Below are 20870 nucleotides of genomic sequence, written 5' to 3'. Positions count from 1 at the left end.
CCTCCGGGTTGGATGGTCTGGCGCACGTTCGGCACTTTACAGAGTCATCGCCTCGCCGGGAAGAGTGCGTTTTCCCGTGGAGGCAATCGGTCGGATCGAGCGTTCGGCGTCGTTGGACGTCATCGGGACTCCTCTGGGAGGATATCCGGAAATTCGGTCCTCCCGGCCAAATACCGAGAGGACAATTCAAATCGGAAGGCTTACTCGGTGTCCGCCGTCGACAGCGTTTCCAGCGTCGGCATCGAGGTGATGTTGTAGCCGGCGTCGACAAAGTGGATTTCGCCGGTAACGCCTGCCGACAGGTTCGACAGCAGGTAAAGCGACGAGGAGCCGACCTGATCGATGGTGACCGACCGGCGCAGCGGCGCATTGCGCTGGTTCCAGGAGAGGATGGCGCGGGCGTCGGAAATGCCGGCGCCGGCCAGCGTGCGGATCGGGCCGGCGGAGATGGCGTTGACGCGGATGCCGCGCGGGCCGTAATCGGCGGCGAGATAGCGCACGGATGCCTCGAGCGCCGCCTTGGCAACACCCATGACGTTGTAGTTCGGGATCACCCGGGTCGAGCCGTTATAGGTCAGCGTCAGCATGCTGCCGCCTTCTGTCATCAGGTCGGCGGCACGCTTGGCGATCTCGGTGAAGGAGAAGCAGGAAATCACCATGGTGCGGGTGAAATTATCACGCGTGGTGTTGGCGTAGAGGCCCTTCAGCTCGTTCTTGTCGGAAAAGCCGATGGCGTGGACGATGAAATCCAGCTTGCCCCAGCGCTCCTTGATCGCCTCGAAGACGGTATCGACCGAGGCAAGATCCTCGACATCGCAAGGCAAAAGGAAGTCCGAGCCGACCTCGGCTGCAAGCGGCTTGACGCGTTTTCCAAGCGCTTCGCCCTGAAAGGTGAAAGCCAGTTCCGCGCCTTCGGCTGCGAGCGCCTTTGAAATACCCCAGGCAATCGAATGATTATTTGCGACGCCCATGATGAGGCCGCGCTTACCCTGCATGATTCCGGTCATTGCCTTATCCGTTATAGCGCTGGAATACGAGCGTGGCGTTGGTGCCGCCGAAGCCGAAGGAATTCGAAAGAGCGATGTCGATCTTGGCGTCGTCGATGCGCTTGCGCACGATCGGCACGCCGGCAAATTCCGGATCGAGCTCGGCGATATGGGCGCTTTCACCGATGAAGCGTTCCTGCATCATCAGGATCGAGTAGATCGATTCCTGGACGCCGGCTGCGCCGAGCGAATGGCCCGTCAGCGACTTGGTCGACTGGATCGGCGGGATCTTGTCGGCGAAAACTTCGCGAATCGCGCCGATTTCCTTGCTGTCGCCCACCGGCGTCGAGGTCCCGTGGGTATTGATATAGTCGATATCGCCCTTCACGGTGGCGAGCGCCTGGCGCATGCAGCGCACCGCACCCTCGCCCGACGGCGCGACCATGTCGTAACCGTCAGAGGTAGCGCCGTAGCCGACCAGCTCAGCATAGATCTTGGCCCCGCGCGCCTTGGCGTGCTCCAGCTCCTCCAGAACAAGCACGCCGGCACCACCGGCGATGACGAAACCATCGCGATTGACGTCATAGGCGCGCGAGGCGGCTTCCGGATGATCCTCGTTGAACTTGGAGGACATGGCGCCCATCGCGTCGAAGAGGTTTGACATGGTCCAATCGAGGTCTTCATGGCCGCCGGCGAACATCACGTCCTGCTTGCCCCACTGGATCATCTCCGCCGCATTGCCAATGCAGTGTGCCGAGGTCGAACAGGCCGATGAGATGGAATAGTTGACGCCGTGGATCTTGAACCAGGTCGCAAGCGTTGCCGATGCCGTCGACGACATCGACTTCGGCACGGCGAAGGGGCCGATGCGCTTCGGGCTGTTGTTCTTGCGGGTGATGTCGGCGGCTTCGATCAGCGTGCGGGTCGACGGGCCGCCGGAGCCCATGATGATGCCGGTGCGCTCATTGGTGATGTCGCTTTCCTCGAGGCCGCTGTCGGCGATCGCCTGCTTCATGGCGACATGGTTCCACGCGCCGCCCTGCGACAGGAAGCGCATGGCGCGGCGATCGACCAGTTCGGTCGTATCGATCTTCGGCGAACCCCAGACCTGGCACTTGAAACCATGCTCGGCGAAATCGGGGGAAAAAGAAATGCCGGACTTGGCTTCGCGCAGCGAGGCAGTCACTTCTTGGGCATCGTTTCCAATCGAAGAGACAATACCCAGACCCGTAACAACTACCCGTCTCATGTCGATGACCTTTTCTAAAACGTCTCTTTTTGTGGAGGCGGCAACGCCGCGGCTCAAGCAGCCTTGTCCTTTGACAGGCCTACGCGCAGGTCTGTTGCCTGATAAATGATCTCGCCGTCAGCCTTCAGCCAGCCATCGGCAGTGCCGAGGACGAGGCGGCCGCGCATGACGCGCTTGAAGTCGATGCCATATTCGAGGAGCTTCGTTTCCGGACGAACCATGCCCTTGAACTTCACTTCGCCGGTCGAAAGCGCCATGCCACGGCCCGGCTCGCCGAGCCAGCCGAGGAAGAAGCCGGTCAGCTGCCACATGCCGTCCAGGCCGAGGCAGCCCGGCATAATCGGGTTGCCGGCAAAATGGCAGGGGAAGTACCAGTCGTCGGGACGCACGTCGTATTCGGCGCGAATATAGCCCTTATCGAAGGTGCCACCGGTTTCGGAAATATCTGTAATGCGATGGACCATCAGCATCGGTGGCAGGGGAAGCTGTGCGTTGCCGGGGCCGAACAGTTCGCCGCGGCCGCAGGCCAGGATTTCCTCGTAATTGAAGCTGGATTGTCTCGTCGTCATAAAAATTCCATTTCCCCCGCATGAATGCCGATGGATGTGAAGCTTTAGTGCAAGATCGACAGAAAATGAAGCGCAACCATCACACTCTCACTCCACCATCCAATCGAACCTGCTAGCCCTTATGTGGTGGTCGCATACAGGAACGCCAGAGCTGCGACCAGTGGCAAATGCGGCAAAAGCCCGATTTTTCCGGCTTTTGAGCACCTTCCTACCCCATCGAAACTATTGAAAGCGATCAAGGCAAAAGTTATATGGCTTAGTGAAGAATAATAGAAATCTGGAATCCGGAGTCCCTGAATGGCGGAAGAGGCCGAAATCGCGATCGAGACCAGGCTGCGCAATGTCGGCCTGAGGCCGACCAGGCAGCGGATCGCGCTGGGTGATCTCCTCTTCGCCAAGGGCGACCGGCATCTGACGGTCGAGGAGCTTCACGAGGAAGCCGTTGCCGCAGGCGTGCCCGTCTCGCTTGCGACCGTCTACAACACGCTGCATCAATTTACCGAAGCCGGCATGATCCGCGTGCTCGCCGTCGAGAGCACCAAGACCTATTTCGACACCAACGTCTCCGATCATCATCACTTCTTCGTCGAAGGCCACAACGAAGTGCTGGATATTCCGATCAGCAATCTGACGATCAGCAACCTGCCGGAGCCGCCGAAGGGCATGGAAATCGCCCATGTCGACGTCGTGATCCGCCTGCGCCGCAAGCAGCGGTAAGGCAGGCAGTGGAATTGTTTCATAGCCATTTGCTATTGCCTACTGGCTAATTCCTGCTGCCTTCCATCTCACATCACATCGTCAGGATGCCGCCCCGGCTTATGATGATAGGTCGGAAAGGTCCAGCCGAACCAGAGCGCGCCGCCGCGCACGGCGAAGGCTGCGGCAACGCCGAGCCCGGCCGACGCATAGAGCGGTAGCATCGTCGCATTGGCGGCGGTGAAGACACCGGCGCCGACGAGGGCCGCCGTCACGTAGATCTCGGGTCGCAGCAGCACCGAGGGCTCGTTCGCCAGCAGATCGCGCAGGATGCCGCCGAAGGTCGCCGTCAGCGCGCCGGTGACGATGGCAACCGTCGGCGAGCCTGTCGCGGCCATGCCCTTGGCCGCCCCCATCACGCAATAGGCTGACAGTCCCACTGCATCGAGCCAGATGAGCAGCCGATAACGCGATTCGAACAGATGCGCGGTAAAGAAGAACAGCACGCCGACGATGGCGCAGATGATGATATAGGTCGGGTTCAGCACCCAGAAGACCGGCACGCGGCCGAGAATAATATCCCGGAGCGTGCCGCCGCCGATGCCGGTGACCGCTGCGAAAAACAGAAAACCGATCAGATCGAGCTGCTTGCGCGAGGCAGACAGCGCGCCGGTGGCAGCGAAAAGGGCGACGCCGGCATAATCGAGAAACGAGAGAAGCGACATCGGGAACTCCAACAGGACGCCGGCGGCGATTTCCATGAAATGAATCACGACGGCAAGGGCCGCGCAAGCAGGCGCGTGTAAAGATGTCGTAGCGGTTACGGCGACCAATGTGGCCGCAACGGCGCTTCGAAGAGGAAACTTCCCGTGAAATCCCTGCTGATCGTGATCCTCAATCTCATCACATTCGTGATCATGCCCGCTACGGCGCTGGCGCAGCAGTCGATCCTGCAGGATCCGGTGGCGTTCGAGAAGGATCACTTCACCAAGACCTGCGACGGCCAGGTGAGCTTCGGCGATCATTTCGCCACCGAGCAGGATATCAACAACGACAAGCTGACCGATATCGTCGTCAACGAAGGCGAGATCACCTGCAAGGGCGAAAAGGGGCCCTATTGCACGGATGAAGGCTGCCCCTATAATTTCTACGTCCATGTGGCCGAAGGCGGCTACCTGATGATCGCCACGGCGCAGATCTACGGCTACGATTTCATCCAGCGTTTCGGCAACATGGTGCTGGTCATGAAAATGCACCCGCACTTCTGCGACCGCACCGACGGCGACCCCTGCGAGATCACCGTCAGGGTGCGCGGCGTCAAATTCGTCACCATCTCGAAGAAATAGCCATCAGGGTCCGGACACGTCGTCACGGTCCGGGATAAAGCGCCGATGTGCGGCCGACGGCATAATAGCCGACGAGGCCGATCCATTCGCGTATGCCTGTCGCCAGCAGTTGCGCGTTGAGCGAAGGCTGGGTGAAATCGAGGCCGAGCGTTTCCTTGCCGGTGCTGCGATAGTCCACCGGCCAGGGCACGACATCGATGCCCTGCTTGCGGAAGATGCCCATCGAGCGCGGCATGTGGAAGCCCGACGTAATGAGCAGGCAGCCCGAGAGGCCGTTCTGCGCCAGCAACTCCTTGGTATTGACGGCGTTCTCGAAGGTGGTGCGAGAGGTTTTGTCCTCGACGAGACGATCTGTGGGTATACCGAGCGCGGTGAAGAAGCGCTCCGAGATGACGGCGTCGCCTTCGTAGCTACCGCCGATCGAACCATCGCCACCCGAGACCACGATCCGCGCCTGCGGATATTTCTGTGCCAGCCGCAGCGCCTCGATGAGGCGATCACCGGCCGAATCGAGCTCGTAGCCGCCGCGGGCCGTCGTCACCTCGTTCTGCGTGGCGCCGCCAAGCACGATCATGCATTTAAGGTCGGCAGGATCGGCGGCGGCATGCGGAAAGCGCTCCTCCAGCCCCTGGACGATATAGGCGCCCGCCGTCGTATAGAGCGCGACGAAGAGGATCAGCAGCGACAATAGCGACGAGGCGAGCATGGCGGCGCGCCAGCGCAGGAGAGCTGCGAGCAGCGCCAGCAGGCCGAAGAAAAACGCCAGCGACAGCGGCTGACCGAAGATCCAGACAAGTTTCGAAAAAACGAACACGGCACATCCTTAAGCTTGTCGGCAGAAACGATTCGCTTTTTCCTAGCAGATTTTTGTGCACTGCAATGTGGCTATTTCGACCGCCGTGCCATCGAGACTGCAATAACGAAGCGCTGATTGAAGCGGCGCTGCAGAGGCTTGGGAATGAAAAACGTTGATAGCGCCAGCACAAGCGCGACCATCGAGACCAGCCAGAGCGCATGAGCACCCAGGGCTCCGGTCAGGAGAGCGCCGATGACGGCGCCGAGGATCATGCCGCTCCAGGGCACGATCTGCACCGTCCAGGCGAAATTCCGCTCGCCCAGCAGGAAGCGCCCGATGCCGCGCCCGAAACGCGACAGGGCACCCGTCACATAGGTCAGCCCGATCGGCAGGCCTTCGATGTGTTCGACTGTTGCGTTGACCATGCCCATGGCCAGCACCACCAGATAGAACTGCACCAGGATCAGCGACGGCTCCCCGAAGCCCGCAGCCGCGGCGAGAAGAATGCTGACGCAGGCGAGCACGACAAAAGCCCGCCGGTCGGCAACATGGGCAACGACGATCCCCAGCGCATTGCCGGCGATGAAGGTGAGGATTGCTGCAAACAGCACCGCCGCATGGCCGAAATCGCCCGTCCCGACCGCGATCGCCGCCCGCGTCGTGTTGCCCGTCATGAAGGACACGAAGTTGCCGGTCAGCATCAAGCCGACGGCATCGGTCATGCCGGCGAGGAAGGAAATCGAGGCCACAAGAAGCAGCCCCGTCACCGTGCGGCGGGTCTTGATGAGACGACGGCGGCGCTGTCTGGTCATGGCCGAATCGGGGTGAGTTGCGGGTGGTGGGAGGCTAGCATGGTGTTGGTTAGATGCAGAGGGTTGTGGTTTGCGAAAAGTTGGGTTGAGCGGATGATCGAGATCAATTTTCGGACGATCGTCCCGCCGAATGGGCAGCGACGGAATATCATCGAAATGGATTTCTAGATGTTGGTCTATTGAGACATCCTAGGTCGGATGAGTATTGTTGCAAGATCCACAGCGAATCAGAAGTTCCATGAAAAAGCAGAGCCAGTCGCCACCGTTTCTCCCGGAAGAAATAGCCCAGATGTCCGCTGAATGCCTATGCGGTGAGCGAATCTTTCCTGCGTTATTTGATCGTCACGAGGAACCTTTTGAACCGATTGTCCCCTACGGCCAAGACGGTTCGAAGGGTGCATGGGTGCAACAGGCTACCGAGGTCAATTGTCAATGTGGCCGCTCGGTTCAATTCCCGCTTAACCCCGTAACTCCTGCGGGAAGCGTAGAGTTTTTTGGCGATGAGGCGGATCGCGAGTTGGGAAATTACTTCTTTCAAGGCTACTCGCTCGTTGGTGGGACATCCGGTCAAATAGTGGATTTGGCAAAGGGGCTTGCTGAGGTCAAGGCGAATTGGGTTTCTGGTGTAAAGCCCGAAAGCTGGACAATCCATACGAAGGACCTCATCGATGGCCGCCAGCGAAGGCAGCATCCGATCTACAAGCAGATCTCCGAAGATCGCGTTTTTCCCTTCTTACAAGCATGTGCAAACGTTCTTCGTGATCACGACGAATTCGCTTGGAACCACTATGTCTTCTCGATCTGCAAACATTCGTCGGACAAGCGCGAAAGGCAGAGGGAACTCAAAGCGGTCAAAATCGCCAATCACCAAGCGCTTCTGTCCATGGCGATTTACCGCGCCACAGCTCAAGGGCTGCGCCCCAGGTTCAATTTCGAAGCTATAAGAGAAATCAAGGCTTTCCCGCATATTGAGGGGTGGTCACAAGACAGCTACCTAGGATCGCGTCACTACCTCGCCCACGCCCTACTCTCACACGGCACTTTTGTCCCCGCGCCAATCTTCGTAAATCCAAGGAGTCATCCATGCCTCGAGCTGGCGGACATCCACGCGTTCTTCGCGGCTAGGACAGTCTTCAAGCGTTTCCGGGGAAGTGTCCCGGAGATTGGGCTGCCTCAGTTCGGGCGCTTTGTCTATCACGCGCTCGTTTCGCCAGACCGCGCGATTCGTGCTGGTGATGATGACATTGATTCCTCCCTTATCCCCACGGAATAGTGGAACTGGCTGGTGGCCGCCCATCACGTGATAGGAGGCCCCACCGACGACCTTTGGCCAGCACACAATCGCAGTATTTGGAGAAAGTCCGCTTACGTTGCTGCGCAACTTCAGCGCGACAGCCTTCGCTATCTTCTCGCCTTCGGCACATCAAGCCTACCGGCTTGCCGAGCCGAAGCTCGCAGAGCGAAGGCTGGTGGAGCTAAGCGGGATCGAACCGCTGACCTCTTGCATGCCATGCAAGCGCTCTCCCAGCTGAGCTATAGCCCCATCAAGGTGGTGCCGTTTGACCGGCCCTGGGTCCCTTCGAAGCGCTTTGCCCGTCGGGGTGGCGGCTTATTACTTCTGGTTCTTACAGATAGCAAGCCGAAAATTTCGGCCCGGGAACTTTTCTTGTTTGCCGGGCCGTCTTGTCCGCAGATCAGACGTCGTCGTCGTCGCCGGTGACGCCGATGATGTCGCTCATGTCGTCATCATCTTCATCTTCGTCGGCTTCGAGGAAGGTATCGTCGTCATCGTCGCCGATTTCGACATCGTCATCGCCGATATCCGGAATATCGTCGCCGGCAGCCGCCTCATCGGCGTCCTCGAGAGATACCAGTTCGACTTCAGTGTTCTCGGTATCGACCTCGGCCACTTCCTCTTCTTCCGGAACTTCCTTCGAAGCGGAGGTTTCCTCGAAGTAGGACAAGGGCCAGGACTTGCCGGTATAGGGCGAGACGACCGGGTCCCGGTTCAGGTCGTAGAACTTCTTGCCATTGTCCGGATCGGTACGTTTTGTTCCAAGTTCCGTTTTCGCCACTGTCAAAGCCTCATGAATGACCGAATGAAAATCCGGCAATGCCGGGGAAACCGGCGTTTTAAGGGAAATATCAGCCGGTCCCCTTAATCGTTGCGGCCGTCTCTGTCAAAGCTAAACTTCATGCCGCTTCGCACGCGGTTTTCGCGCATTGCGGGATGACTGGTCAGCACGCCCATGTTAACGAGCCGATGTGAACCGCAGGACATCTGGCGCAGGGGAACCGCAGCCAGTCCTATAATGCTAGGGAATACCGGCGTGGCAAGGGAAATCGCCGGCGGAGATCGGTGCTGGCCGTTGCAGCCGCGGGGTTCGTCTTGATCATCGCATCGCCATGAGCTTCCTCGTCATGGGGCTTGCCGCCGAGCACGCCCTCACGGTCGACGATTCCGGCATGATCGCTACCAGTTTTCCGGATTTTTTTGATATGATGACAAGATTAGGCGCGACGATCGAGGTCAAGGACTGCTAGATCGCGCGCGAACGGCCATCCGAAGCCGCGCGCCATGAAGCGCCGGAGGATGGCGACAGCAAACGGACCGGAACCATGTATCAGCCGCCCCACCATCGCGAAGACGATCTCGGTACGCAACACGATCTCATCCGCGCCCACCCGCTCGGATTGCTGATCACCGCGGGCGACGGCGGCCTGATCGCCAATCCCGTGCCGTTCCACCTGAAGACCGGTCTTTCGCCGAAGGGCACGCTGCAGGCCCATGTCGCCAGGGCCAACGGCCAGTGGCGGGAAATCGCAGCCGGCGCGCCGGTGCTCGTCGTCTTCCAGGGCGCCGACACCTACATCACCCCGTCCTGGTATGCGACGAAGCGGGAAACCGGCAAGGTCGTGCCGACCTGGAACTATGCCATTGTCCAGGTTCGCGGCAGCGCGCAGATCATCGAAGATCCTGCCTGGCTGCGCACGCAGATCGGCGCGCTGACGGGCGAGAACGAGAGCAGCCGCTCGCAGCCCTGGGCGGTCGACGATGCGCCGCCGGAATTCGTCGCAGCGCAGTTGAAGGGCATTATCGGCATCGAGATCGATATCGAAACGATTGACGGCAAATGGAAGGTCAGCCAGAACCGACCCTTAGCCGACCGGCAGGGCGTGGCCGAAGGCCTTGACACGATCGATCGGACCGACACCGCCGAGATGGCCGATCTCGTGCGACGCTACAGCAAATAATACCGGGACTAGGGATAAAAGAAGAATGATCATCGCCATCGACGGGCCGGCGGCAGCCGGCAAGGGGACCTTGGCGCGCCGGATCGCGGACGCCTATGGTTTCCACCATCTCGACACCGGCCTCACCTACCGCGCAACCGCCAAAGCCCTGCTCGATGCCGGCCTGCCGCTCAATGACGAAGCCGTTGCCGAGGCCATGGCGCGCAAGGTCGATCTCGCCGGGCTCGACCGGGCCATCCTGTCGCAACACGAGATCGGCGAAGCGGCATCGAAGATCGCCGTCATGCCGGCCGTGCGCCGGGCTCTCGTCGAGGCGCAGCGCAGCTTTGCCGGCAGGGAGCCGGGCACGGTGCTTGACGGTCGCGACATCGGCACTGTCGTCTGCCCGAACGCGCCGGTGAAATTCTATGTCACGGCCTCGGCCGAGGTCAGGGCGAAGCGCCGCTACGACGAGATCGTCGAGGCCGGCGGCAACGCCGATTACGCAGCCATTTTCGAGGATGTGAAGCGGCGCGACGAGCGTGACATGGGCCGCACCGACAGCCCGCTTCGGCCATCCGAAGACGCGTACTTGCTTGATACCTCAGAAATGAGTATAGAAGCGGCGTTTCAGACGGCAAAGTTGATCATCGACACCGCTCTGAGCCGAAATGCCTGAAAATGCGAGCGGCTTTCGCGTGCTTATAGCGCACGGAGTCGCCAATTTGTATGAAGCCTGACATTCCGTCCAAGCGCCGGATAGCTTTCCCTTAAGGGGAAGGCGGACTGGGGTCAGGCCTGTTCAACACGAACCACCGGCGCATCAGTGTCCAAAAATGCATAATAAGGACACGCCAGGAGATTTTATGTCTGTAACTACCCCCTCTCGCGAAGATTTCGCGGCCCTTCTCGAAGAATCCTTCGCCAAGAACGATCTGGCCGAAGGCTATGTCACCAAGGGCATCGTCACCGGCATCGAGAAGGACGTCGCCGTTGTCGACGTCGGCCTCAAGGTCGAAGGCCGCATCGCACTGAAGGAATTCGGTGCGCGCGCCAAGGACGGCACGCTCAAGGTTGGCGATGAAGTCGAAGTCTACGTCGAGCGTATCGAAAACGCGCTGGGCGAAGCCGTTCTTTCGCGCGAAAAGGCTCGCCGCGAAGAAAGCTGGATCAAGCTCGAAGCCAAGTTCGAAGCTGGCGAACGCGTTGAAGGCGTCATCTTCAACCAGGTCAAGGGCGGCTTCACCGTCGATCTCGACGGCGCCATCGCCTTCCTGCCGCGCTCTCAGGTCGACATCCGTCCGATCCGCGACGTGACCCCGCTGATGCACAACCCGCAGCCCTTCGAAATCCTCAAGATGGACAAGCGCCGCGGCAACATCGTCGTGTCCCGCCGTACGGTTCTGGAAGAGTCCCGTGCCGAGCAGCGTTCTGAAATCGTTCAGAACCTCGAAGAAGGCCAGGTTGTTGACGGCGTCGTCAAGAACATCACCGACTACGGTGCGTTCGTTGACCTCGGCGGCATCGACGGCCTGCTGCACGTCACCGACATGGCTTGGCGCCGTGTGAACCATCCGTCGGAAATCCTGTCCATCGGCCAGCAGGTCAAGGTGCAGATCATCCGCATCAACCAGGAAACCCACCGTATCTCGCTCGGCATGAAGCAGCTCGAGAGCGATCCGTGGGATGGCATCCAGGCCAAGTATCCGGAAGGCAAGAAGATTTCCGGTACCGTCACTAATATCACCGATTACGGTGCGTTCGTCGAGCTGGAGCCGGGCATCGAAGGCCTGATCCACATCTCGGAAATGTCCTGGACCAAGAAGAACGTTCACCCCGGCAAGATCCTGTCCACGAGCCAGGAAGTCGAAGTGGTCGTTCTCGAAGTCGATCCGACCAAGCGCCGTATCTCGCTTGGCCTGAAGCAGACGCTCGAAAATCCGTGGGCTGCATTCGCCCGCAACCATCCGGCCGGCACCGAAGTCGAAGGCGAAGTCAAGAACAAGACCGAATTCGGCCTGTTCATCGGCCTCGACGGCGATGTGGACGGCATGGTGCACCTCTCCGACCTCGACTGGAACCGTCCGGGCGAACAGGTCATCGAGGAGTTCAACAAGGGTGATGTCGTCAAGGCCGTCGTTCTCGACGTCGATGTCGACAAGGAACGCATCTCGCTCGGCATCAAGCAGCTCGGCAAGGATGCAGTCGGCGAAGCAGCAGCTTCCGGCGACCTGCGCAAGAATGCAGTCGTTTCCTGCGAAGTCATCGCGGTCAACGACGGCGGCATCGAAGTGAAGCTCGTCAGCCACGAAGACATCACCTCGTTCATCCGCCGCGCCGATCTGTCGCGTGACCGCGACGAACAGCGTCCGGAGCGTTTCTCTGTGGGACAGGTTGTCGACGCCCGCGTCACCAACTTCTCCAAGAAGGACCGCAAGATCATGCTGTCGATCAAGGCTCTGGAAATCGCGGAAGAGAAGGAAGCTGTTGCTCAGTTCGGTTCGTCCGACTCGGGCGCTTCGCTCGGCGACATCCTGGGTGCGGCTCTGAAGAACCGCAACGGCGAATAATCTTCGGCTAAAGCCTATCAAACAAAGAACCCGCCGGAGCGATCCGGCGGGTTTTTCTTTGGCTGCTATGCGCTCTTCCCGATTATTCCCATTCCACCATGCGTCGATAGAAATCGAAGGCATGATCCTGCGGGCGATCGGCCGGCGCAGGCTGCGGCAAGGCGGGCAGGTCCGGCGCGACAACCGCATCCTCAGAAGAGACGAGCTGCGCTTCCGTATCGCCGGAAGTCTCCTCAGCCGCCTGCGGCGATGATTCTTCAGCCTGCGAATCGTCTTCGTTCTCGTGCTGCTCCGTGTCGCCGTCGCTGGCCTCTTCGCCTTCCTCGTCCTCGACAGGATCCACGCGATCGACCAGTTTCGATTCAGCTTCCTTGGTGGGGATGGCCGCCGGCAGATAATTCGCAACGACGAAGGGAACGCCCAGCGGCACGGGGGCCAGTACTCCCATCTGCTCCGGCGTATCGACGATTGCCGTTGCTGCTCCAGTCGATGTCTGAGGCTGCGACTTTCCGGCAAGTGCCGAAACGGAAACAGACACCTCCGGTTCGCCTGCCAGCGATGTCGGAGTGAAGCCCGCCGCAACAAGGCGGCTTCTGCCACTTTCATCGACAGCCGGCTGGGGCTGCGGCGAGATTTGCCCTGCCCCATTGGCGGTCAGCGCCTGCGCTATGATCTTTTCGACCGAGGTCGCCGGATTGCTGATGATCTGCAGAAGGTCGGAATTGGCTGCCGCCACAGGCGGGTTGATGATCACCTGCAGCCCTTGCTTGATATCGGCCTGGATCTGCTGGATGTCGCGCGGCACCGGCGGCGGCGTAAGTGGCGATCTGATCAACTCGACTTCGGTCGGCAGCTTGGCCTCGGCGGCGATCGCCGCCAGCAATGGTCCCGCAGCCAGATCATCGACAAGAGACGCGAGTTGCGAAGACAATACGGCCGCATTGGCGTCAATGCCGGCGCCGGGTGAAACTTGCGGAGCGGGGCCTGCGCCACTTTGTGCAATCGCTGGCGCTGGAGCCGTTTGAACGGTGGCAGCGGGCGCGGGCGAAGCGCTCGGCGGGGTTGCCGCTTGCGGCTGTTGTGTCGGCTGTCCAGCCGGCTGGGACGCCGTGGGGATCGCCGCCTCTTCCGCGGGAGACGGCAATAATGTTGCCTGGGCGGCCATATCGGCTGCCTTCTGCGTCAGGGCAGGTGTCGGCGTTTGCGTTACCACGCTTTCCGCCTCTCCGGCATTCTGGCCGTAGGAATTGACGACAGCCTTCAGCGCGGCATCGGGTTCGGCAGCCGGTGCCGGGAGGCTGAGAGCCAGCTGAACCGCTTGCGGGCTTTCCGGGTGCTCCAATGCTTCGGCCAGCAGAGGCAGCGGGATCGGCGTGCTCATCTGCGCGTTCAGCTGTTGCTGGGCGACGGCGAGCTGTTGTGGCGGCAGGCTGCGGATCGTGGCGGCGACGCGCTGCGCGAAGGCGGCATCGCTCTCGCCCGGTTCACGCGAAACGTTCAGCGCCACGCCGGCAGCGTCGATGGCGGAGAGCAGGCTATCGAACATCCGCTCGCGTGCCGCCACCAGCAGCATGTTCAGCTTGCCCTCGACGCTGGCATTGATCGTGCTCGACAGAACGGCCAGCGGTGTTGCCGCTGTCTGGAGGCCGGCAGTCTCCGCCGTCGCAACAACAGGCTTTTCAATGGACGCAGCCACGGCGGACACGGCACCAACGGGAAGCAACATGACATGCTCCTTTGTCTGGCAAGGCGACGATGGAGGCGGGGGGCAGGGTCAGTCAGGGTCCGCTCATGCGGCCGGTCAATGTTCGAGCGCCGGATAACCGGGAAGGCGAAACAGGAAACCGCCGTCGAACGCAGCAAATCAACTGTCATAATAGCAGTCCGTTTCTTAACAGATCGCTAAAAGCAAAAGCCGGTGCCACTTATGCGGCGCCGGCTTTCACCATGGATTTCGCTCTTCTGGCGACGCTATCAGCTGTGCGCGAAAATATCCGCCTCTTCCCAGCCGAGCAAATCGAGCTTGGCGCGGGTCGGAAGGAAGGCGAAGCAGTCGTCCGCATAGTCCATGCGGCCGTCGCGCAGCAGGCGTTCCGTCAGCTTGGCGCGCAGCGCGTGGAGATAAAGCACGTCGGAGGCGGCATATTCGAGCTGCGCCGGCGACAACTTTTCGGCAGCCCAGTCGGACGATTGCTGCGCCTTGGAAATATCGACGTCGAGCATTTCCTTGAGATTGTCCTTCAGGCCATGACGGTCGGTATAGGTGCGGCAGAGGCGCGAGGCGATCTTGCTACAGAACACCGGCGTGGTGGTGACGCCGAAGGTGTGGAACAAGACGGCGATGTCGAAGCGGCCATAGTGAAAGATCTTCTGGCGGGCGGGATCGGCAAGCATGGCGACGAGATTTGGGGCCTGCTTCTGGCCGGCGGCGATGCGGACGACATCGGCCGTGCCATCGCCCGGCGAAAGCTGCACGACGCAAAGCCGATCGCGGCGCGGAATGAGGCCGAGGGTTTCCGTATCAACGGCAATGGCGCCGGTGTAGCGGGCGGCATCGTCAGCGGAAATATCACCTTCGTGGTAACGGATGGTGGCAGCCATGAGATTCTCCCGGCTTCGTCGTCTGAATTCGCTTGTCGTCCGTTCTATAGGACAGACAGGGGAATGACGATACCGCTCGCCGCTCAAAATGTCGGCGGCGTGTTGATCCAGAGCAATATGGTCTCACCATCATAGCGGTTGCGCCAGGAGTGGTAGCGGCGGCTCTCGAAATAAAGCGAATCACCGGGCAGGAGATCGAAGAACTGATCACTGTCGAGCACCAGCTCCAGACGCCCGGAAAGGACGTGAATGAACTCCTCGCCCTCATGGCGATAGGCGCCTTCGCTCGCCGCGCCTGGCGCCAGCACGAAGCGATGGCAATCCATCATCGTCTTTCCTTCGGCCAGAAGCTGGACGGTGACGCCGGGCGTCGTCGCCGGCCAGACGCGCCACTCGCGCGCCCTGATGAGGGCCGATACATCCTCGCGCTCCTCCCCCGACAGGCGCGAGACCGTCGTGCCATAATAATCCGCGAGATCATGAAGGGTCTTGAAGCTGACACCCTGCGAGGTGCGCTCCAGCGTCGACAGCGTCGACGACGTCATGCCCATCTCGGCAGCGACCTGCTCCAGCGTCTTGCCGGCCGCGTGGCGCAGCGCCCGCAGCTTGCGGCCTAGGCCGGAGGACGCGATCTGTTCGCCGCTGTCAGCGCCGGATGCCCCGGCATCCTCGGTTTCCAGCGCCTCGCGGATAGCCGCCGGGTTGAGGCCGCGCTCGGCGCGAAACCAGGAAATACGCTTCAGCCGCGCCACATCCTCGGCGCTGTACTGCCGGTGCCCGGTCTCGGAACGAAAGGGCACGACCAGGCCCTGGCTTTCCCATAGCCGCAGGGTGGAAGCCGACACGCCTGCCAGACGCGCCGCTTCCGCCACCTTGTAGCGCACGGGGGAGCGCTCGGGCTCGATGCTGCTCATTTGCCAATCATCCCTGATCATTAGTCTTTTGATCTGCTTAGCATGGATAGAACGCTTGCGTGAACCTTCGGCGCATTCTTGTCACCCGCACAAAATCCCACTTGAAATCTTGCAGGAAAAATGTAGGAATTTTCTAAAGAACTTGCAGAAGTTCTGCAAGCTAATTTGAAACCCTCTCCTTGGAGCCACAGCGATGACCCTGACCGAGCGGAAGAACGCCGCCATTTCCCGCGGCGTCGGCATGACGACGCAAATCTATGCCGATCGCGCCGAAAACGCCGAGATCTGGGACAAGGAGGGACGCCGCTATATCGATTTTGCCTCCGGCATTGCCGTGGTGAACACCGGCCACCGCCATCCCCGCGTCATCGCCGCCGTCAAGGAACAGCTCGACCGCTTCACCCACACTTGTCACCAGGTCGTGCCCTATGAGAGCTATGTGCATCTTGCCGAACGGCTGAATGCGATCGTTCCCGGTGATTTCGCCAAGAAGACGATCTTCGTGACGACAGGCGCCGAGGCGGTCGAAAACGCCGTGAAGATCGCTCGCGCCGCGACCGGCCGCTCCGCCATCATCGCTTTCGGCGGCGGCTTCCACGGCCGCACTTTCATGGGCATGGCGCTGACCGGCAAGGTCGCGCCTTACAAGATCGGTTTCGGCCCGATGCCGGGCGATGTCTTCCACGCCCCCTTTCCTGTGCCGCTGCATGGCGTAACCGTCGAACAATCGCTGGCGACGCTAAAGAAGCTGTTTGCAGCCGATGTCGATCCGCGGCGCGTGGCCGCCATCATCCTCGAGCCGGTGCAAGGCGAAGGCGGCTTCTATCCGGCACCGCCGGCCTTCATGAAGGCGCTGCGGGAAATCTGCGACCAGCACGGCATTCTCCTGATCGCCGACGAAGTGCAGACCGGCTTTGCGCGCACCGGCAAGATGTTCGCGATGGATCATCATGAGGTCGCGGCTGATCTCGTCACCATGGCAAAGAGCCTTGCCGGCGGCTTCCCGCTCGCCGCCGTCACCGGCCGCGCCGACGTGATGGACGCACCGGAACCGGGCGGCCTTGGCGGCACCTATGGCGGCAATCCGCTCGGCATCGCCGCTGCTCATGCCGTGCTCGACGTCATCGTCGACGAGGATCTGTGCAATCGCGCCAACCAGCTCGGCTCGCGGCTGAAGCAGAGGCTGGAATCGCTGCGCGACAAGGTGCCTGAAATCGTCGACATTCGCGGCCCCGGCTTCATGAATGCCGTGGAGTTCAACGATGTGGCGACGAAGCTGCCAAGCGCCGACTTCGCCAATAAGGTACGGCTGATCGCTCTCGACAAGGGCCTGATCCTGCTGACCTGCGGTGTCTACGGCAATGTCATCCGCTTCCTGTCGCCGATCACCATCCAGGACGGTGTGTTCAGCGAAGCCCTCGACATTCTCGAAGCCTCCATGATCGAGGCAAGTGCCGCGCGCTGACCACCGTTCTTCCACGTTTCCTCTACAATCCGCCCGCGCGGCCTGCCGGGCGAAAACCTGTCGGAGTGCATATCATGTCCTTTACGACCGCAATGACCAAGCATGTCCCCTTCTCCTCGCGATTCCTGCGCGACGCCGGCTATATAAACGGCGTCTGGACGGCAGGCGGCGCGACCAAGACCTTCGATGTCATCAATCCCGCCACCGGCGAAGTGCTCGCGACGCTCCCCGACATGGGGGCCGCCGAGACGACGGCGGCGATCGACGCGGCCTATGCCGCTCAAGTCGCCTGGGCCGCCCGCCCCGCCAGGGAACGCGCCGTCATCCTGCGCAAGTGGTTCGATCTGATGATCGCCAATGCCGATGAGCTGGCTGCCATCCTGACAGCCGAGATGGGCAAGCCGCTACCCGAAGCGAAGGGTGAAATCCTCTACGCCGCAGCCTATGTCGAATGGTATGCGGAAGAAGCCAAGCGCATCTATGGCGAGACCATACCCGCGCCGTCCAACGACAAGCGCATGATCGTCATCAAGCAGCCGGTGGGCGTCGTCGGCACGATCACGCCCTGGAACTTCCCGGCCGCCATGATCACCCGCAAGATCGCGCCGGCACTCGCCGTCGGCTGCACGGTTGTCTCCAAGCCCGCCGAACAGACGCCGCTGTCGGCGATCGCGCTCGCAGTCCTTGCCGAAGAAGCTGGCGTTCCGGCCGGCGTATTCAACGTCATCGTCGGCGTTGACGGGCCGGCGATCGGCCGCGAGCTCTGCGGCAATGCCAAGGTGCGCAAGATTAGCTTCACCGGCTCGACCGAGGTCGGCCGTATCCTGATGCGTCAGTGCTCCGACCAGATCAAGAAGGTCAGCCTCGAGCTCGGCGGCAACGCGCCGTTCATCGTTTTCGACGATGCCGACCTCGACGCCGCCATCGAAGGGGCGCTGGCTTCAAAATACCGCAATGCCGGCCAGACCTGTGTCTGCGCCAACCGGATCTATGTCCAGTCCAACGTCTATGACGCCTTCGCGGCCAAGCTTGCCGTCAAGGTCACGGAGCTTTCGGTCGGAGACGGTTTCAAGCCGGGCGTGACCATCGGGCCGCTGATCGACGAACAGGGTGTGGCCAAGGCCGAGGACCACGTTCAGGATGCCGTATCGAAGGGCGCCAAGGTCCTCCTCGGCGGCAAGCGTATCGAAGGGGCCGGCACCTTCTTCGCCCCGACGATCCTCACCGGCATCGACAAGACCATGAAGGTCGCCCGCGAGGAGACATTCGGCCCCGTCGCGCCGCTCTTCCGGTTCGAGACGGTCGAGGACGTGATCGCGCAGGCGAACGATACGGAATTCGGCCTCGCCGCCTATTTCTTCGCCGGCGATCTCAAGAAGGTCTGGCGGGTTGCCGAGGCGCTGGAATACGGCATGGTCGGCATCAACACCGGCCTGATGTCGGCCGAGACGGCGCCTTTCGGCGGCATCAAGCAATCCGGCCTCGGCCGCGAGGGCTCGCGCCATGGCGCTGATGATTATCTCGAAATGAAATATCTCTGCATCGGCAATCTATAAGCCGGCAAATCAAGTCGAGGTAATGTGGATGCGGCCCTGCCATAGCCGGGCCGCCGTCAACCGCCCGGTGTGAAAAGCGCCGGTATCGAGATTGAGCCGGAGCCCGCGGGCTTCGGCCCGTTTGACCGGCGTATGACCGTGTACGATCAGCTTCGGCAGCAGCTGCGCACTGTCGTGAAAATGCGAACGGATGAAGACGAGGTCAGCGTCCTGCTGATCGGAAATCGGCCGGTCCGGATCGATGCCGGCATGGACAAACAAGGCCTGCGGCGTATCCAGCAGGATCGGCAACCGGCGCAAGAAATTGATGTGATCGTCTGGAAGCCAGGTTCGGATGAATGTGTCGAGCTTTTTCCGGCTCGGATATTGCTCCCGCACTGTCGGGATATCCACGCCATAGGAGTGCAGAGTGGCATCACCGCCGAGCGCCACCCAGTCATCCAGCGATATCTCGCCATCGAGATAGGCGAGCATTTCCATTTCATGGTTGCCCGTCAGGCAGATGCGATCGAAACCATTCGGCGGCGACGCCATGAGCCGGCCGACGACCTGCGCCGAGGCCGGGCCGCGATCGATGTAGTCCCCGAGCATGATGATGAGCTTGCGCCCGGGAAGCCCGGCAGCATCGGCGACGATCTTGCGCTCCAGCATGCTCAAGAGATCATAGCGGCCATGCACATCGCCGATGACATAGGTGGGCATATCGAGACTCTCGAGCCGCTCGCGACGCCGGTGATGGCCGAAGCCATGAGCCATTTTTTCGCGTGTCCTAGCTGCCGACATGAAACTCCCTTTCGAGCGTACACCCCGGAACGCCTTAACAATCTGCAAAAAGGCCTCAAAAGCGACGATTCTTTGCCGAAAGGCAGGAATCAGTGCTCTCGCCGGATGTTTCGATCGGCAATTGCCGACGACACCGGATGCCTTGCGGCAAAGCGTCCCGAATGCCGCCTTTATGCATGGAGAAAGTTGACAGGGCGTATCCGGAATCCTATCGCGCTTGACAACTCGACGGGAGGATCTTTGATCGCCTGAAGAGTGGCGAGCCCGGCGTCCCCGCTTTGTTGGCACGGTATCAGCGCGTTTGCCCTACAATAACGAAAAACGAAGCCAGCCACAACCGGAGGCCTATCATCAATAGCGCCTGTAACCTTACCGTGAAACCCTGATGAACCCGACGACAGCGCTCGAACTCTGCCGCTTTTTTCACGACGCATCGCTGATGCTGCTGTGGGGTGCCTGTGTTTATCTGTCTCTTCTGGTACCGAAGGCGCTCGCCGATCGGGTCTGGCGCATCCTTGCGATCCCGTTCTTCCTCGCCGCCGCGATCGCTGCCCTGACGGCGCTCCTTTCGCTGCCTGCTGCGACCGCCGCCATCGGCAACGGCTGGAGCGACGCACTCGACGTCGGCATGGTCCATGACGTCCTGTTCGATACCACGGTTGGCCGAGCCTGGCAGGCGCAGGCGTTCGCGGCGATCATTATGCTTCTCGCCTTCCTGTTGCCGGAGGACTGGCGCCGCCGCGGCGTGGCGCTGGGTTCCGGCCTCGGCCTTGCCGCGCTTGCCTTGACCGGACATGCATCGATGCTGGAAGGCTGGCTGCGCTACGCACACCGCGCTAACGACATCCTCCATGTTCTGACAGGTGGCGGCTGGCTGGGCGCGCTCGTGCCGCTAATCTCCATTCTCCGGCTTCTGAACCGGCCGGAATGCAGGGCGGACGCGCACCTGGCGCTGCGCCGCTTCTCGAATGCGGGGCACTGGGCGGTAGCGCTCGTCATCCTCTCCGGCGTCGTCAATACCATGCTGGTCCTGAAACGCCTGCCGACGGACTGGTCCTCGCCCTATCAGAGGCTGCTTGCCATCAAGATCGCGCTGGTCGCGGGCATGACGCTGCTCGCGATCATCAATCGCTATGTCTTCGTGCCCTGGATCGGCCGCAACCCAAGCCGCGCCTTGCAGGCGCTTCGCCTTGGAAGTATCGCCGAGATCGGCATCGGTATCACGGTCATCGGGTTGGTCGCCGTCTTCGGCATGCTGGAGCCGGTCTAGACCGTTTGTTTTCACGCAATTCC

The 20870-nt window shown here is 61.0% G+C and carries 20 protein-coding genes, 1 tRNA gene and 1 pseudogene; 10 read left to right on the top strand and 12 right to left on the bottom strand.

Annotated elements, in window-relative coordinates; genetic code table 11:
• Positions 1 to 200: 200 nt before the first annotated feature.
• The 3 genes from fabI to fabA are packed head-to-tail and all read right to left on the bottom strand — an operon-like array spanning position 201 to position 2804.
• Positions 201 to 1007 carry an enoyl-ACP reductase FabI gene (gene fabI / locus JTP94_RS35015; RefSeq protein WP_204854928.1) on the bottom strand — a complete coding sequence of 269 codons (807 nt, stop codon included), beginning with the start codon at positions 1005 to 1007 and terminating at the stop codon, positions 201 to 203.
• A gap of 4 nt (positions 1008 to 1011) precedes the next feature.
• Positions 1012 to 2235 carry a beta-ketoacyl-ACP synthase I gene (fabB, locus tag JTP94_RS35010; RefSeq protein ID WP_204854927.1) on the bottom strand — a complete coding sequence of 408 codons (1224 nt, stop codon included), beginning with the start codon at positions 2233 to 2235 and terminating at the stop codon, positions 1012 to 1014.
• Between the two features lie 53 nt (positions 2236 to 2288).
• A complete protein-coding gene (gene fabA, locus JTP94_RS35005; protein ID WP_034512711.1) occupies positions 2289 to 2804 on the bottom strand; it encodes a 3-hydroxyacyl-[acyl-carrier-protein] dehydratase FabA in 516 nt (171 codons plus the stop codon).
• 297 nt (positions 2805 to 3101) lie between these two features.
• On the opposite strand from fabA, the gene irrA reads away from it, so the two are divergent.
• A complete protein-coding gene (gene irrA / locus JTP94_RS35000; protein ID WP_204854926.1) occupies positions 3102 to 3521 on the top strand; it encodes an iron response transcriptional regulator IrrA in 420 nt (139 codons plus the stop codon).
• 68 nt (positions 3522 to 3589) lie between these two features.
• On the opposite strand, the gene JTP94_RS34995 is transcribed toward irrA, so the two are convergent.
• The gene (locus tag JTP94_RS34995; protein WP_204854972.1) at positions 3590 to 4225 is read right to left on the bottom strand and encodes a trimeric intracellular cation channel family protein; all 636 of its coding nucleotides are present in this window, start codon (positions 4223 to 4225) and stop codon (positions 3590 to 3592) included.
• Between the two features lie 144 nt (positions 4226 to 4369).
• Here JTP94_RS34995 and JTP94_RS34990 point away from each other — a divergent pair, with 144 nt between their 5' ends.
• Positions 4370 to 4846: a hypothetical protein gene (locus tag JTP94_RS34990; RefSeq protein WP_034512710.1), complete on the top strand. Its 477-nt coding sequence runs from the start codon at positions 4370 to 4372 to the stop codon at positions 4844 to 4846.
• A gap of 22 nt (positions 4847 to 4868) precedes the next feature.
• Here JTP94_RS34990 and JTP94_RS34985 read toward each other — a convergent pair whose 3' ends face one another.
• Positions 4869 to 5660 (bottom strand): YdcF family protein, encoded by a 792-nt coding sequence (locus JTP94_RS34985; RefSeq protein WP_204854925.1) that lies wholly within the window; start codon positions 5658 to 5660, stop codon positions 4869 to 4871.
• A gap of 71 nt (positions 5661 to 5731) precedes the next feature.
• The gene (locus tag JTP94_RS34980) at positions 5732 to 6454 is read right to left on the bottom strand and encodes a YoaK family protein (protein ID WP_204854924.1); all 723 of its coding nucleotides are present in this window, start codon (positions 6452 to 6454) and stop codon (positions 5732 to 5734) included.
• A 238-nt stretch (positions 6455 to 6692) separates the two neighbouring features.
• Between JTP94_RS34980 and JTP94_RS34975 the strand changes: the two genes are divergently transcribed.
• Positions 6693 to 7727 carry a hypothetical protein gene (locus tag JTP94_RS34975; RefSeq protein WP_204854923.1) on the top strand — a complete coding sequence of 345 codons (1035 nt, stop codon included), beginning with the start codon at positions 6693 to 6695 and terminating at the stop codon, positions 7725 to 7727.
• A 194-nt stretch (positions 7728 to 7921) separates the two neighbouring features.
• Here the strand turns inward: JTP94_RS34975 and JTP94_RS34970 are convergent.
• Positions 7922 to 7997, bottom strand: a tRNA-Ala gene (locus JTP94_RS34970).
• Positions 7998 to 8148: 151 nt separating this feature from the next.
• Entirely contained in the window at positions 8149 to 8529 is a 381-nt protein-coding gene (locus JTP94_RS34965; protein WP_034512763.1) for a TIGR02300 family protein, read from the bottom strand.
• Between the two features lie 310 nt (positions 8530 to 8839).
• On the opposite strand from JTP94_RS34965, the pseudogene JTP94_RS34960 reads away from it, so the two are divergent.
• The 4 genes and pseudogenes from JTP94_RS34960 to rpsA all read left to right on the top strand — a co-directional run.
• A pseudogene (locus tag JTP94_RS34960) lies at positions 8840 to 8998 on the top strand (3-phosphoshikimate 1-carboxyvinyltransferase); the annotation flags it as partial.
• Positions 8999 to 9073: 75 nt separating this feature from the next.
• Positions 9074 to 9709, top strand: a complete 636-nt coding sequence (locus JTP94_RS34955) for an FMN-binding negative transcriptional regulator (protein ID WP_204854921.1) — start codon at positions 9074 to 9076, stop codon at positions 9707 to 9709.
• Positions 9710 to 9734: 25 nt separating this feature from the next.
• Positions 9735 to 10367: a (d)CMP kinase gene (gene cmk / locus JTP94_RS34950; RefSeq protein ID WP_204854920.1), complete on the top strand. Its 633-nt coding sequence runs from the start codon at positions 9735 to 9737 to the stop codon at positions 10365 to 10367.
• A gap of 187 nt (positions 10368 to 10554) precedes the next feature.
• Positions 10555 to 12258 (top strand): 30S ribosomal protein S1, encoded by a 1704-nt coding sequence (gene rpsA / locus JTP94_RS34945; RefSeq protein WP_204854919.1) that lies wholly within the window; start codon positions 10555 to 10557, stop codon positions 12256 to 12258.
• A gap of 82 nt (positions 12259 to 12340) precedes the next feature.
• On the opposite strand, the gene JTP94_RS34940 is transcribed toward rpsA, so the two are convergent.
• The 3 genes from JTP94_RS34940 to JTP94_RS34930 form a co-directional block, all read right to left on the bottom strand.
• Entirely contained in the window at positions 12341 to 13984 is a 1644-nt protein-coding gene (locus tag JTP94_RS34940; RefSeq protein WP_204854918.1) for a hypothetical protein, read from the bottom strand.
• Positions 13985 to 14232: 248 nt separating this feature from the next.
• Positions 14233 to 14859, bottom strand: a complete 627-nt coding sequence (locus tag JTP94_RS34935; protein ID WP_204854917.1) for a ribonuclease D — start codon at positions 14857 to 14859, stop codon at positions 14233 to 14235.
• An 83-nt stretch (positions 14860 to 14942) separates the two neighbouring features.
• Entirely contained in the window at positions 14943 to 15773 is an 831-nt protein-coding gene (locus JTP94_RS34930; protein ID WP_204854916.1) for a MerR family transcriptional regulator, read from the bottom strand.
• 193 nt (positions 15774 to 15966) lie between these two features.
• On the opposite strand from JTP94_RS34930, the gene JTP94_RS34925 reads away from it, so the two are divergent.
• On the top strand, positions 15967 to 17238 hold the full coding sequence (locus tag JTP94_RS34925) for a 4-aminobutyrate--2-oxoglutarate transaminase (RefSeq protein ID WP_204854915.1): 1272 nt from the start codon (positions 15967 to 15969) through the stop codon (positions 17236 to 17238).
• A gap of 74 nt (positions 17239 to 17312) precedes the next feature.
• Positions 17313 to 18794, top strand: coding sequence for an NAD-dependent succinate-semialdehyde dehydrogenase (locus JTP94_RS34920; protein WP_204854914.1), 1482 nt, complete (start codon positions 17313 to 17315; stop codon positions 18792 to 18794).
• Between the two features lie 9 nt (positions 18795 to 18803).
• Here JTP94_RS34920 and JTP94_RS34915 read toward each other — a convergent pair whose 3' ends face one another.
• On the bottom strand, positions 18804 to 19550 hold the full coding sequence (locus JTP94_RS34915; protein ID WP_204854913.1) for a metallophosphoesterase: 747 nt from the start codon (positions 19548 to 19550) through the stop codon (positions 18804 to 18806).
• Positions 19551 to 19962: 412 nt separating this feature from the next.
• Between JTP94_RS34915 and copD the strand changes: the two genes are divergently transcribed.
• On the top strand, positions 19963 to 20847 hold the full coding sequence (copD, locus tag JTP94_RS34910; RefSeq protein WP_204854912.1) for a copper homeostasis membrane protein CopD: 885 nt from the start codon (positions 19963 to 19965) through the stop codon (positions 20845 to 20847).
• Positions 20848 to 20870: the final 23 nt, after the last annotated feature.

The organism is Martinezella lusitana (assembly GCF_016901135.1).
Classification (GTDB): Bacteria; Pseudomonadota; Alphaproteobacteria; order Rhizobiales; family Rhizobiaceae; genus Rhizobium; species Rhizobium lusitanum_D.
The sequence above is the reverse complement of the archived record's forward strand: the minus strand, read 5'-3'. Positions and strand labels throughout refer to the sequence as shown.

What these genes read in the sequence shown, in the direction of transcription:
- fabI (WP_204854928.1), bottom strand. Translation starts at nt 1,007, where the DNA reads ATGACCGGAATCATGCAGGGTAAGCGCGGCCTCATCATGGGCGTCGCA.
- fabB (WP_204854927.1), bottom strand. Translation starts at nt 2,235, where the DNA reads ATGAGACGGGTAGTTGTTACGGGTCTGGGTATTGTCTCTTCGATTGGA.
- fabA (WP_034512711.1), bottom strand. Translation starts at nt 2,804, where the DNA reads ATGACGACGAGACAATCCAGCTTCAATTACGAGGAAATCCTGGCCTGC.
- irrA (WP_204854926.1), top strand. Translation starts at nt 3,102, where the DNA reads ATGGCGGAAGAGGCCGAAATCGCGATCGAGACCAGGCTGCGCAATGTC.
- JTP94_RS34995 (WP_204854972.1), bottom strand. Translation starts at nt 4,225, where the DNA reads ATGTCGCTTCTCTCGTTTCTCGATTATGCCGGCGTCGCCCTTTTCGCT.
- JTP94_RS34980 (WP_204854924.1), bottom strand. Translation starts at nt 6,454, where the DNA reads ATGACCAGACAGCGCCGCCGTCGTCTCATCAAGACCCGCCGCACGGTG.
- JTP94_RS34975 (WP_204854923.1), top strand. Translation starts at nt 6,693, where the DNA reads ATGAAAAAGCAGAGCCAGTCGCCACCGTTTCTCCCGGAAGAAATAGCC.
- JTP94_RS34955 (WP_204854921.1), top strand. Translation starts at nt 9,074, where the DNA reads ATGTATCAGCCGCCCCACCATCGCGAAGACGATCTCGGTACGCAACAC.
- cmk (WP_204854920.1), top strand. Translation starts at nt 9,735, where the DNA reads ATGATCATCGCCATCGACGGGCCGGCGGCAGCCGGCAAGGGGACCTTG.
- rpsA (WP_204854919.1), top strand. Translation starts at nt 10,555, where the DNA reads ATGTCTGTAACTACCCCCTCTCGCGAAGATTTCGCGGCCCTTCTCGAA.
- JTP94_RS34940 (WP_204854918.1), bottom strand. Translation starts at nt 13,984, where the DNA reads ATGTTGCTTCCCGTTGGTGCCGTGTCCGCCGTGGCTGCGTCCATTGAA.
- JTP94_RS34935 (WP_204854917.1), bottom strand. Translation starts at nt 14,859, where the DNA reads ATGGCTGCCACCATCCGTTACCACGAAGGTGATATTTCCGCTGACGAT.
- JTP94_RS34930 (WP_204854916.1), bottom strand. Translation starts at nt 15,773, where the DNA reads ATGAGCAGCATCGAGCCCGAGCGCTCCCCCGTGCGCTACAAGGTGGCG.
- JTP94_RS34925 (WP_204854915.1), top strand. Translation starts at nt 15,967, where the DNA reads ATGACCCTGACCGAGCGGAAGAACGCCGCCATTTCCCGCGGCGTCGGC.
- JTP94_RS34920 (WP_204854914.1), top strand. Translation starts at nt 17,313, where the DNA reads ATGTCCTTTACGACCGCAATGACCAAGCATGTCCCCTTCTCCTCGCGA.
- JTP94_RS34915 (WP_204854913.1), bottom strand. Translation starts at nt 19,550, where the DNA reads ATGGCTCATGGCTTCGGCCATCACCGGCGTCGCGAGCGGCTCGAGAGT.
- copD (WP_204854912.1), top strand. Translation starts at nt 19,963, where the DNA reads ATGAACCCGACGACAGCGCTCGAACTCTGCCGCTTTTTTCACGACGCA.